Origin of the sequence: Streptomyces sp. NPDC006510, assembly GCF_040611955.1 — a bacterium.
Lineage (GTDB): Bacteria > Actinomycetota > Actinomycetes > Streptomycetales > Streptomycetaceae > Streptomyces.
On the sequence record NZ_JBEXPH010000230.1, the window covers coordinates 1 to 11732 of the forward strand.

The following is an 11732-nucleotide window of genomic DNA, read 5'->3' on the forward strand; positions in this document are numbered from 1 at the left end:
GAGCCGGGCCCTCGCCTCCGGACGGCCCACCGCGTGGCAGCGCTGCGTGACGAACCGCTCGTGGCGGCCGGGCCCGGTGGTGCGGCGGGCGTTGCGCGACAGGCGTGCGCCGTGCCGCTCGGCCACGGCCCGTGCGACGGCGAGCTGCGGCTCACCCGAGAGCAGCAGCTTGACGTGGTGCTCGAAGTGGCAGTCGGGGGACAGCGCGGCGGCCTCGTCCGCCGTCCGGGGTATGTCCTCGTTCCACGGAGCGGCCTCGATCTTCACGCGTACGACGGGAAAGCCCGCCGCGCGCAGCTCGGCCGACCGGAGCGCGGCGGCGGTCCGCTGCCGGGAGAGCGAGCCCCGGCCCCGTTCGGACAGCATGGGCTGGTCGGGCGTGGTACCCCGGTCCAGGACGATACGGGTGAGCTTCAGTCCGTTCCGCTGCGCCCAGTGCTCCAGGCGGGCGGCCTCCTCCGCGTCCCCCGTCCCGCCTCCGGCGCGGGGATCGAAGCGCACCGTCAGATGCGTCTCGAACTCGCCCTCGAACTCCGCTTCCACGCGCCCTCCACCAGTGCTTTTCACCGTCCGCTGCCGCGACAGAACGTAGCAAGCGGCACTGACACCCGCCCGGTCACACCCCGAACGGGCCCACGGACGCACCCCGGCCACTTTCCACCGAACGGTTGAGCAGACCGCTCACCAATCGTTACCCTCCGGTAAGTTCGTTCGGGCGTAACAGGCGCGCTGCGCACACGTCCTGCGCAGGTGTCCTCCGATACGAGGAAGGCGGTCAGCCCATGTCCTCAACGGAAGCCGTGGAAACCACCGGACCGGCCGGCCCGACCGGACTGGCCGACAGCGCACGGGAGCTGGCCGAGGGCCGCACCACCTCGGCCGAGCAGGTGGCCGCCGCGCTGCGCCGTATCGAAGCGAGCCAGAGCACCCTCAACGCCTTCAGGCATCTGCGCGTCGAGGCCGCGCTCGCCGAGGCGGCCGAGGCCGACCACCGGCTCGCGGCGGGGGAGCGGCTGCCCCTGCTCGGCGTTCCGGTCGCCGTCAAGGACGACACGGACGTCCTCGGGATGCCGACCCACTTCGGCTGCGAGGGCGAACTGCCCGCCGCGACCGCGGACAGCGAGGCGGTACGCCGGCTGCGGGCGGCCGGGGCCGTGATCGTCGGGAAGACCAACTCCTGCGAGCTCGGCCAGTGGCCGTTCACCGAGGGTCCCGCCTTTGGCGCCACCCGCAACCCGTGGCACACCGGCCACACTCCCGGCGGCTCGTCCGGCGGTTCCGCGGCGGCCGTCGCGGCCGGTCTCGTGCCCGCCGCACTCGGCTCGGACGGTGCCGGGTCCGTCCGTATCCCGGCGGCCTGGACCCATCTCGTCGGCATCAAGCCCCAGCGCGGCCGGATCTCCGGCCACCCGCACATCGACGCCTTCCAGGGCCTGACCGTCAACGGACCGCTCGCCCGGACCGTCGCCGACGCCGCACTGCTGCTCGACGCGGTCGCCGGCTCCCACCCCGACGACCCGCACCGGCCGCCCCCCGTCGCCGCCGCGACCGCCGCCCGCCGCGACCCCGGCCGACTGCGCATAGCCCTCGCCTGGCGTCCCCCGCTCACCCTCACCGGCTCCGCACCCCACCCCGATGTGCGACGGGCCGTCCTCGACCTGGCCGAGGCCCTCGCCCGCCTGGGCCACGACGTCGAGGAGGCCAGACCCCAGTACGGGCTGATCGGCCTCGGTTTCGTCCCCCGCGCCACCGCCGGGATCGCCGAACTCGCCGCCCGTCACCCCGACCCCGCCCTCCTCGACCCGCGCACCCGCAGCGCGCTGCGCACCGGCACCCGGCTCGGTGGCCGGGTGGTACGGGCGGCCAGGGAGCGCGAGGTGCGCCAGCACCGCAGGATCGGCGCGTTCTTCCACCCGTCCCGGGCCGGCGCCGGGTACGACGTACTGCTCACCCCGACGACCGCCCTGCCGCCGCCCCCGATCGGCCGCTTCGACGGGCTGAGCGCCTGGCGCACCGATCTGGCGATGACCGAGGCCTGCCCGTACGCCTGGCCCTGGAACGTCCTGGGCTGGCCCGGCATCAACGTACCGGCGGGGTTCACCTCCGACGGACTGCCCGTCGGGGCGCAGTTGCTCGGCCCGTCCCGCAGTGAGGAACGGCTGATCTCGCTCGCCGCCCAGCTGGAGGCCGACCGGCGCTGGTACGAGCACCGGCCCCCGGCCCCGGCCGTCCGGTCCGGGCCGGTCGGCGCACTCTGACCGTCCCGCGCCCGTCCGCGGTCGCTCGCACCTGAGCGCGGGAGGCGGGATCATGGACAAGGAGTGGATGGGTGGTGGCCAGTATGGCGTGTGCAGGTCCGCAGTCGGCGCCCGGAGCCGAGCCCTCGCCGCCGAGCACCCCCCATGACACGGCGAACGACGCGACCGCGGTGGTAGCGGGTACCGGAACGGTCGTCGGCTGGACGCAGAGTGCGCAGGACCTGCTGGGTTACCGTGCCGCGGAAGTGGTCGGACGGTCCGCGGGCTTCCTGCTCGACATGCCCGAGGACCCGGTACGGGTGGCGGGGATCGCCGAGCGGTGCCGGGCGGGCGTGGGCTGGCGAGGTGTCGCCGACGTGCGGCGACGCGACGGCAGCCGGATCGAGGTGGACCTCCGGGTCTCGGCCTCGTTCCACCTGGACGGCCGGGAGTGCTTCCTGGTCTCCGGACGCGAACGGCGGCCGGAGTGGACGGTCGGGCAGTCCGTGCTGGACGCCTTCCTGACCGGGGCGCCGATCGGCATGGCGGTGATGAGCTCGAACCTGCGCTACACCTGGATGAACGACACCCTGGAACGCCTCGGCGGCGTCCCGCGCGAGCAGCGCGTGGGCCGCCGGCTGAGCGAGGTGCTCCCGGGGCTGGAGGCCGAGGCCATCGAGACCCTGATGCGCGGGGTGTTGGACACCGGGATTCCCGTCATCGACTACGAGTACCTCGGCTGGACCTGGGCCGATCCGCGTCGCAGACGCGCCTATTCCACGTCGTACTTCCCACTGACCGACAGCGACGGCAGCATCTCCGGCCTCTGCTACATGGTGCTGGACGTCACCGACCGGTGGAACGCCCAGCAACGCCTGGCCCTGGTCAATGACGCCGGAGCCAGTATCGGCTCCACCCTGGACGTGACGCGTACGGCTCAGGAATTGGCCGACTTCGCGGTGCCGCGGTTCGCCGACTTCGTCGTCGTCGACCTGCTGGAGCCGGTCGCCTGCGCCGGCGCGCCCGGTCCATGGCCCCTGGGCACGGGCCTGTCCGGTACGGAACTCGCCCGATCCAGTGCCGTCGCCGTGCGGCCGAAGATGCTCCGCGCCGGGATGAGTTCGGTGCGCGAGGGCTGCCCGGAGGCAATCTCCCGGGTCGGCGACCCGGTGGACTTCGTGCCCCCGCCGCACGACATCCGGTTCCTCATCGACGGTGAACCCGTCCTCATCCCGGTCCTCGACCCCGACAACCATGTGTGGGCGGTCGAACAGCCGGCCAGGGCGGCGACCATCCGCGAATTCGGACTCCATTCGCTCATCTCCGTACCCATGCGGGCCCGGGACACGGTGCTCGGCCTGACCACCTTCATCCGGTCGGTGAATCCCGCCCCGTTCGAACCGGAAGACGTACTTCCGGCGCGCGAAATGGTGGCACGGGCCGCCGTGTGCGTGGACAACGCCCGCCGCTACACCCATGAGCACACCGCCGCGCTGACCCTCCAGCGCAGTCTGCTCCCGCACACACTGCCCGGCGGAATGGCCCTGGACGTGGCGTCCGCCTACCTCCCGGCGGATGCCAAGGACGGTGTCGGGGGCGACTGGTTCGACGTGATCCCGCTGTCCGGCGCCCGGGTCGCCCTCGTCGTCGGCGACGTCGTCGGCCACGGCATCGGCGCCGCGGCCACCATGGGTCGGCTCCGTACCGCGGTCCACACCCTCGCCGACATGGACCTGCCGCCCGACGAACTCCTCGCCCACCTCGACGACCTCGTGCTCCGTCTGAGCGACGAGGAACCCGAGGGAGGGGAGCAGGGCACACCCGTACTCGGCGCCACCTGTCTGTACGCCGTCTACGACCCGGTCACCCAGCGCTGCACGATGGCGCGCGCCGGCCACCCGCCGCCGGTCGTCGTCGCCCCGGACGGCCGCGTCACCTTCCTCGAACTGCCCGCGGGGCCGCCCCTGGGCCTGGGCGGGATGCCCTTCGAGATGGCGGAGACCGAACTGCCCGAAGGGAGCCTGGTCGGCCTCTACACCAACGGCCTGATCGAAGGCAGGGACCAGGACCCCGAACTCGGCATGTCCCGCCTCGGCGGCGCCCTGGCACAGCGCGGACTTCCGCTCGACACCCTGTGCGCAACGGTCGTGGAGCGCCTGGTCCCGGTGCCCCAGCCCGACGACGTCGCCCTGCTGCTGGCCCGTACCCACGAGCTGAGCGCCGACCACGTCGCCTCATGGGAGGTTCCGGCCGACCCGGCCGCCGTCGCCGGTGTCCGGGCCCGGGCCGCCCGCCAGCTGAACACCTGGGGCCTGGAGGAACTGGAGATGACGACCGAGCTGATCGTCAGCGAGCTCGTGACCAACGCGGTGCGCTACGCGAGCGGGCCGATCCGGATCCGGCTGCTGCGCCAGTCCGTCCTGATCTGCGAGGTCTCCGACACCAGCAGCACCTCGCCGCGGCTCAGGCACGCCCGCACCACGGACGAGGGCGGCCGCGGCCTCTTCCTCGTCGCCCAGCTCACCCGCCGCTGGGGTACCCGCTACACGGCCGAAGGCAAGATCATCTGGACCGAGCAGGAGATCCCGACGACGGGAACCTGAGACCTCCGGCGCAGGACCGACCGCACACCGGCCTCACGGCACCCGAGAAACCGGCCTCACGGCACCCGGGCGGTCCATTCCTCGGTGCCGAACTTCGTCCGCACCAACTCCTCGGCCCGTGCCATCTCCTCGTCCGTCACCTTGCCCCGGGTGAGGCCGTGCCGGGTACGGAAGGAGTCGATCATCCGCTCGATGACGGCCTCGCGTGCCAGTCCCGTCTGACGGCGCAGCGGGTCGACGCGCTTCTTCGCGCTCTTGGTGCCCTTGTCGGAGAGCTTCTCCTTGCCGATCCGCAGCACCTCCAGCATCTTGTCCGCGTCGATGTCGTACGACATGGTCACGTGATGCAGCACGGCGCCTTCCCCGCCGACCACACGCTTCTGGGCCGCGCCCGCGATCTTCCCGGCGTCCGTGGCGATGTCGTTGAGCGGCTGGTACCAGGCCCTGATGCCCATCTCGCCGAGCGCACCGAGCACCCAGTCGTCGAGATAGGCGTAGCTGTCGGCGAACGACAGGCCGGAGACCAGGGCGTCCGGGACCGAGAGCGAGTACGTGATGGTGTTGCCGGGCTCCACGAACATGGCACCGCCGCCGGAAACCCGGCGCACGACCGTGACGCCGTGGCGTTCGGCGCCTGCCGGGTCGACCTCGTTGCGCAGGGACTGGAAGCTGCCGATGATCACGGCGGGGGAGTCCCACTCCCAGACCCGGAGCGTGGGCGGGCGGCGCCCCGCGGCGACTTCGGCGGTGACGACCTCGTCGAGGGCCATGTGGAGCGCCGGGGACTGCGGCGCCTCGTGGATGAGCTGCCAGTCGTAGTCGCTCCACTCGGTGGCGTGCGCGAGCGCCCGGCGCACGGCGACGGCGACGCCTTCGGAGCTGAGGCCGAGCATCACGGTCGAGGCGGGTAGCGCCGCGTCGATCCGGGCGGCGAGACCGGCGGTGTCGGTGTTGGCCGGTGCGCCCTCCAGCGCCGCGTCGATCGCCAGGATCGCCTCGTCGGGTTCGAGGAAGAAGTCCCCGGCGACCCGTACGTTGCGCAGTGCCCCGCCCTCGACATCGAGATCCACCACGACGAGCTTGCCGCCGGGGACCTTGTACTCACCGTGCACAGCCTTGCCTCCACATCCGCCCGACCGCTCCACGTATCGGGGCCGATCACACATAACGTCACCACTGTGCGGTTTACTCCCCGCGCTCACCGTGACGGACGCGCTGAGGCCCTACGCGGTGCCGGGCAGCGATACCCGGACGGTGAGTCCCCCGCCGGGGTTGGGGGTCAGGGTCAGCTCCGCGCGGTGGGCCCGGGCGATGCTGGAGACGATCGCCAGACCGAGGCCGTGGCCGCGGCGGGTGGGGTCCTGCTCGGCCAGGCGCCCACCGCCGCGCAGGAACGGCTCGGTGAGGCGGTCGACCGGGCCGGCCAGGGGCGGTCCGGTGTTGGTGACGGTCAGGAGAGCGCGGCCGGGACGTGCAGGGTCGGGGCCGGTGGTCAGGGAGAGCGATCCGCCCGTGGGCAGGTTGTGCCGCACGGCGTTGTGGAGCAGGTTCAGGACGAGCTGGCGCAGCAGTACGTCGTTGCCGGTGGCCGGGGCCGGGCGGGTGTCGGTGGAGAGGGCGATGTCCCGGGTCCTGGCCTCCGCGCGGACGGCGTCGACCGCGCTTCGGGCGGTGTCGGCGAGATCGAGGCGCTCCGTGCCGGGCGGGGTGTGATCGAGGGCGGAGAGTTGCAGCAGGGCGTCGGTGATGTCGATGCCGCGCTGGTTGGTCTCGCGGAGCCGGGAGACGAGTTGGCGGTAGTTCTGGCCGTCGGGGTCGGCCACGGCCACGTCGAGCATGGTGCGGCTGACGGCGAGTGGTGTGCGCAGTTCGTGCGAGGCGTTGGCGGTGAAGCGCTGTTGGGCGTCGAAGGACCGCTGGAGGCGGGCGAGCATGTCGTCGAAGGTGTCGGAGAGATCGGTGAACTCGTCGCGCGGACCGGTGAGTCCGATGCGGTGGTCCAGGGAGCCGCCGGCGGCCCGTCGGGCCGCTCGGGTGATGTCCTGCAGGGGGCGCAGGACGCGGCCCGCGATGAGCCAGCCGCCGCCGAGTCCGATCAGCGCGAGGAGCAGCAGCGTGACACCGGAGGCTTTGACCAGGGCCTGAAGGATGTCCGGACGGGTGGCGACGGCCGCGGCCTGCGGATTCACGTCGCCCAGCGGGTAGTTGGGCACGAAGCGCATGGCCAGGTAGACCACGACCAGGCTGAACGCCCCCGCGACGACGACGAACAGGGCATAGGTGAGGGTGAGTTTCATCCGGGCGGTCAGTCGCCGTGGCCGCCCGGACCGTGCGGGGCCCCCGGCCGGGTCCTGCGCGACGGTGTCCTGGTGGGGTGTGGACCGGCGGCTCATCGCGCGCGCCTCGCAGACCCGTCGTGCCCTGCCGCTCCGTTGTGCCCCGCCGGCTCGTCGAGACGGTATCCGACGCCGGGCACGGTATGGATGGCCGACGGCTCACCGAGCCGTTTGCGGAGCGTGGACATGGTGATGCGGACCGCGTTGGTGAACGGGTCGGCGTTCTCGTCCCAGGCCCGCTCCAGCAGTGTCTCCGCGCTGACGACGCCGCCTCGCGCGGTCATGAGGACTTCCAGGACGGCGAACTGTTTCCTGGTGAGCGCCACGTATCTCCCGTCGCGGAAGACCTCACGCCGGAACGGGTCCAGCCGGATTCCGGCGTAGTCGATGACGGGCGGTGTGCTGTCCTTGGGCCGGCGGGCCAGCGAGCGGAGACGCACGACCAGCTCCCTCAGATCGAACGGCTTCGTCAGGTAGTCGTCGGCGCCGATCTCGAACCCGGCGACCTTCTCATCGAGGAGGCCCGCCGCGGTCAGCATCAGCACACGGCAGCCGAGCCGCCGCTCCACGATGATCCGGCACACCTCGTCACCGTGCGTCCCGGGGATGTCCCGGTCGAGCACGACGACGTCGTACGCGTTCACGTCGAGGCGTTCCAGGGCGGTGTCGCCGTCCCCGGCGATGTCGGAGGCGATGGCTTCGAGCCTCAGACCCGCCTGCACCGCCTCGGCGAGATACAACTCGTCCTCGACAATCAGCACCCGCATACGGCCACTCCTGCTCTGTGCCTCACCCGGCCGGTCACCGGCCTGCCCGGCCGCCCCCATTGGAACGGTCCGGGGCTATCGAAAACGTATCGGGAAATCGAAACGGTCCGACAACACGGCCCGCCGTTCACTCAGGGCATCAGTCCGCGGCGCCTGCCGCCCCGTCCGAGACGACCGGAGGTCACCATGCACGACAACCCCACGGCGAACCGCTCCGCCACGGCAGCGCGTCGCTTCCCCGGCCGGACGGCGGCGGTCGTCGGTGCGGTCGTCGTGGTGGCCCTGTCGGCGCTCTGGAGCGTGACGACCCGGAGCGAACCGGCCGCGCACGCCACCACCACGGCGGGCCATGAGCCGGACGACGACGGTGCGACCGCGGAGGCCGCTCCGGAGAGCACCGACGGCGGTGACACCCCGAAGGGCCGTGAACCCACCCCGTTCGACACCCGGTACCCGGCCATCGGCCGTCTCGACGAACCGTTGCTGAAGGCCGTGCAGGAGGCGGCCCGGGACGCCCGTGGCGACGGCGTCGAATTCCGCGTCACTTCGGGATGGCGCAGCAAGGAACACCAGCAGCGCCTGCTGGACGAGGCCATCGAGAGGTACGGAAGCCCGGAGAAGGCCAGGCAGTTCGTGAACACCCCGGAGAAGTCGACACATGTGTCCGGGACGGCGGTCGACATCGGTCCCACCGATGCCGACGACTGGCTCATCCGCAACGGCTCCGACTACGGCCTGTGCCAGGTCTACGACAACGAGATGTGGCACTTCGAGCTCCTGACCGGCCCCGGTGGCACCTGCCCGGCTCCCCTGAGCGACGCCGCCGGCTGACCGGCGATGTGCACCGCCCCTGAATCCGCGCCGCCCCTTCCGAAGGAAATGCCATGGCCGATCTGCGTGAGGACCCCTACCCGGATGTGTACATCGGAGGCGGATTCTCCGATCCCGACGAGACACCGTCCGCCCAACCCGGACCGGGTCGGGGCGGAGGCCGGATTCCGAGCGCCGTCGCGATGGTGACGGGACTTGTGCTGGTCTGCCACTCCTCGGTGCCCAACTCGCCGGGCAATCTGGGCAGCCTGCTCGAAACCGTGCTGCCCTGGACCGGCCTGGCCGTACCGGTGCTGCTCCTGGCCGCCCTGTTCCGCAGGTCCGTGCCGGCGGTCGTCGCCGCGCTCCTGCTCGGTGCCGCGTGGTTCGCCGTGTTCGCGTCCCTGTTCCTCGGCGGGCGCGGCGATGCCGAGCCGAACCTGACCGTGGTCACCCACAACGTCAACGCCACCAACCCCGACCCCGCCGCGACCGCCCGGACGCTGCTGGCCGCCGACCCCGACCTGGTGGCCCTGGAAGAAATCACCGACGACGCCCTGCCCGCCTACCGGAAGGCGCTGGACCACCGGCTCACCCACTCCGTGCGCATCGGCACCGTCGCCCTGTGGAGCCGCTACCCCATCACCGGATCCCGGCGCGTCACCATCGATCCGGGCTGGAGCCGCTCCCTGCGCGCCCGGATCCAGGGGCCGAACGGCCCCCTCGCCGTGTACGTGGTCCACCTGCCCTCGGTCCGCGTCGGCGCAACCGGGTTCACCGTCTCCCGGCGCGATGCGGCCCTCACCGCCCTCGACCGGGTCCTCGGCCGCGAACAGCAGAAGAAGGTCCTCCTGCTGGGCGACCTCAACGGCACCACTACCGACCGCAGTCTCGCACCGCTGGCGTCCCGGCTGACGTCGGTCCAGGACGAGGCGGGTACCGGCTTCGGATTCAGCTGGCCCGCGGCTTTCCCGATCGCCCGTGTCGACCACATCCTGACCAGGGGCGTCACCCCCACCGATGCCTGGACCCTCCCCGCCACCGGCAGCGACCACCGGCCGATCGCCGCCGGACTCAGGGCATAGGCCGTCCACCGGGCGGACCCCGCCGGTCACCGGGACGCCATCCGAAGGCCGGCTCGGGCACACCGGGCCGCGACCGTTGGGCCGGAGAGTACGGGGTGGCGGCGCGAGCAGCGATCGGGGCGCGGTCGCCGTCAGCGCCGGCGGACGATTCGCGCCGGGCATCTGCGGGGACCACGCCCTGCGGATGTGGGACCTCACCCGGGACCGGCCATGAACCACGCTCACCGGACCGGACCGGACCGGACCCGAGGCGTGGACGCCGGTGGGGCACCCCTCGGGGACGGTCCCCGAGGGGCCGTCGCGTCTACCGAACCGGGTGTCTCACATGCGGCCTTGAGGCTGCTGCCCCGTATCCGGCCTCGGGTCCCCGGCGTCCTGCCGGCCGACGGTCTCGCCGCGGATGACGCGCGGCGAGACCGCTTCGCCCTCGGCTCCCTTCGGCTCCTTCATCGCCTTCGCCTCGGCCTTGAGGATGCGGGCCGACTTGCCCGCGGAACGGGCCAGCTCGGGGAGCCGCTTGGCACCCAGGACGAGTATCACCACGATCAGGATGATCGCGATCTCACTGATTCCGAACATCAGTCGTCCTCACCCTCGTCATCGCTGTCGTCCTCGAAGAAGTCCCCGACCTCGTCCACGACTTCGGCGGCGACCATGCCTCCGACGACGCCGACCGCGAGCCCGGCCGCGCCCACCGCGACGGCCGTTCCCAGCCCCGGGCCGGAGCGGTGACCGGCGTCGTGGTGGTGGTCACCGTGGTGGCCGTGACCGGGCTCGTGGCCGTGGTGCCCGGCGTACGGATCGCCGTGCCCGTGTCCGTACGCGGAGCCTGCCGCGTACGCCGACCGGTGCTCGATCAGCTGCCGGAGCCAGCCGTCGACGAGAGCCCGCCAGTCCTGATGGTGGATTCCGTCGTGCGCGACCATGAACCGGGTGACCGCGTCGTGCCCGCCGGAGAGGAGCCCGCCACGCCTGTCGGCCTCCAGGACCACCTCCATGCCGCCCGCGGTGGCGAGGAAGGTCACCTCGATCTCGTTGACCGCGTGCGCGTACTGCGGCGACGGGGTCAGCTCGATCTCCTGGTAGAAGGGGAGTTGCTGGCCGGTGCCGCCGATGCGGCCGTACTCCAGATCCGCGGACTCGAAGCCGAAGCCGAGCTGTCCGAACGCTTCGAGAATCGCTTCCTGCACCGGCAGCGGGCCCACCGCGAGCTGATCGAGATCGCCCTTGTCCTTGGCTCCGGAGACCGACAGTTCCGTGCGTACGCCGAGGACGATGCCCAGGCTCTGCCCGTACAGCTCGGTGATCGGTGTCTCCCACGGCAGCGTGACCGTGAACGGCACGCTGAGCTGCTCGCCCTCGGCCAGCCGGAAGCCGCCGCCGACGGTGAAGCGCTCGAAGACCAGGACGTGCTCTTCCTCGCCCTCCTCGTGCTCGGCCTCCACCCGTGCGACGAGTTCCAGCCCGATGTGGTCGATGTCGAAGTCGGCGCTGCCGCCCTTGAGATGGACCTGGCCGGACAGCGGGCCGCCGGGAGCGGCTGCCCCGGTGGTGAGGACGGTGTCGACGGTGGGGCCGCCCACGCCGAGTGAGCCGAGCAGTCGTTTGAACACCATTGAGGCGTTCACTCCCTTATGTGCGTACGAGGGGTGCGGGGGAGTCCGGGAAGGCCGGCGATGGCTCCCGTTCTCTACAGACGTGTAGAGCATAGGGCCGGTGGCGGGGCTTGCCGGAGCCGCGCGGGCTCGGCGGACGGGAAAGTCCGAAAAGGATCGCTCAGACGGTCCGGGTAGCCGCTTGACGTGCGTGTTTTGCCGTGCTTTTACCAGTGGGGCGGTGATCGGAAGCGGTCCGGGGCCGGGGGGGGGGGGGGGGCCCCAACGCCCCCCCACCC

General features: G+C 72.0%; 10 protein-coding genes. 4 read left to right on the top strand and 6 right to left on the bottom strand.

Annotated elements, in window-relative coordinates; translation table 11 throughout:
- The coding region (locus tag ABZY11_RS38470) for a hypothetical protein (protein WP_356483621.1) at positions 1-543 on the bottom strand (543 nt) is incomplete at its 3' end.
- A 239-nt stretch (positions 544-782) separates the two neighbouring features.
- Here ABZY11_RS38470 and ABZY11_RS38475 point away from each other — a divergent pair.
- Positions 783-2258 (top strand): amidase, encoded by a 1476-nt coding sequence (locus ABZY11_RS38475; protein WP_356483622.1) that lies wholly within the window; start codon positions 783-785, stop codon positions 2256-2258.
- A gap of 83 nt (positions 2259-2341) precedes the next feature.
- The gene (locus ABZY11_RS38480) at positions 2342-4840 is read left to right on the top strand and encodes a SpoIIE family protein phosphatase (protein WP_356483630.1); all 2499 of its coding nucleotides are present in this window, start codon (positions 2342-2344) and stop codon (positions 4838-4840) included.
- Between the two features lie 56 nt (positions 4841-4896).
- Here ABZY11_RS38480 and ABZY11_RS38485 read toward each other — a convergent pair whose 3' ends face one another.
- The 3 genes from ABZY11_RS38485 to ABZY11_RS38495 form a co-directional block, all read right to left on the bottom strand.
- Positions 4897-5952, bottom strand: a complete 1056-nt coding sequence (locus ABZY11_RS38485) for a biotin/lipoate A/B protein ligase family protein (protein ID WP_356483623.1) — start codon at positions 5950-5952, stop codon at positions 4897-4899.
- Positions 5953-6063: 111 nt separating this feature from the next.
- Positions 6064-7233: a HAMP domain-containing sensor histidine kinase gene (locus tag ABZY11_RS38490; RefSeq protein WP_356483624.1), complete on the bottom strand. Its 1170-nt coding sequence runs from the start codon at positions 7231-7233 to the stop codon at positions 6064-6066.
- Complete coding sequence (locus tag ABZY11_RS38495) at positions 7230-7943, bottom strand: response regulator transcription factor (RefSeq protein WP_356483625.1); 714 nt, start codon at positions 7941-7943, stop codon at positions 7230-7232. Before ABZY11_RS38495 ends, ABZY11_RS38490 begins: the two co-directional genes overlap by 4 nt.
- Before the next feature lie 186 nt (positions 7944-8129).
- On the opposite strand from ABZY11_RS38495, the gene ABZY11_RS38500 reads away from it, so the two are divergent.
- Together ABZY11_RS38500 and ABZY11_RS38505 are read left to right on the top strand one after the other, a co-directional pair.
- The gene (locus ABZY11_RS38500) at positions 8130-8774 is read left to right on the top strand and encodes a M15 family metallopeptidase (protein WP_356483626.1); all 645 of its coding nucleotides are present in this window, start codon (positions 8130-8132) and stop codon (positions 8772-8774) included.
- Between the two features lie 53 nt (positions 8775-8827).
- Positions 8828-9838: an endonuclease/exonuclease/phosphatase family protein gene (locus ABZY11_RS38505; protein WP_356483627.1), complete on the top strand. Its 1011-nt coding sequence runs from the start codon at positions 8828-8830 to the stop codon at positions 9836-9838.
- A 321-nt stretch (positions 9839-10159) separates the two neighbouring features.
- Here the strand turns inward: ABZY11_RS38505 and ABZY11_RS38510 are convergent, their stop codons facing one another.
- Complete coding sequence (locus tag ABZY11_RS38510; RefSeq protein WP_356483628.1) at positions 10160-10417, bottom strand: twin-arginine translocase TatA/TatE family subunit; 258 nt, start codon at positions 10415-10417, stop codon at positions 10160-10162.
- Entirely contained in the window at positions 10417-11454 is a 1038-nt protein-coding gene (locus tag ABZY11_RS38515) for a sporulation protein (protein WP_356483629.1), read from the bottom strand. Before ABZY11_RS38515 ends, ABZY11_RS38510 begins: the two co-directional genes overlap by 1 nt.
- Between the last annotated feature and the right edge of the window lie 278 nt (positions 11455-11732).

Coding starts and splice junctions, on each gene's coding strand:
- ABZY11_RS38500 (WP_356483626.1), top strand. CDS start 8,130: ATGCACGACAACCCCACGGCGAACCGCTCCGCCACGGCAGCGCGTCGC.
- ABZY11_RS38515 (WP_356483629.1), bottom strand. CDS start 11,454: ATGGTGTTCAAACGACTGCTCGGCTCACTCGGCGTGGGCGGCCCCACC.
- ABZY11_RS38510 (WP_356483628.1), bottom strand. CDS start 10,417: ATGTTCGGAATCAGTGAGATCGCGATCATCCTGATCGTGGTGATACTC.
- ABZY11_RS38480 (WP_356483630.1), top strand. CDS start 2,342: ATGGCGTGTGCAGGTCCGCAGTCGGCGCCCGGAGCCGAGCCCTCGCCG.
- ABZY11_RS38490 (WP_356483624.1), bottom strand. CDS start 7,233: ATGAGCCGCCGGTCCACACCCCACCAGGACACCGTCGCGCAGGACCCG.
- ABZY11_RS38495 (WP_356483625.1), bottom strand. CDS start 7,943: ATGCGGGTGCTGATTGTCGAGGACGAGTTGTATCTCGCCGAGGCGGTG.
- ABZY11_RS38475 (WP_356483622.1), top strand. CDS start 783: ATGTCCTCAACGGAAGCCGTGGAAACCACCGGACCGGCCGGCCCGACC.
- ABZY11_RS38505 (WP_356483627.1), top strand. CDS start 8,828: ATGGCCGATCTGCGTGAGGACCCCTACCCGGATGTGTACATCGGAGGC.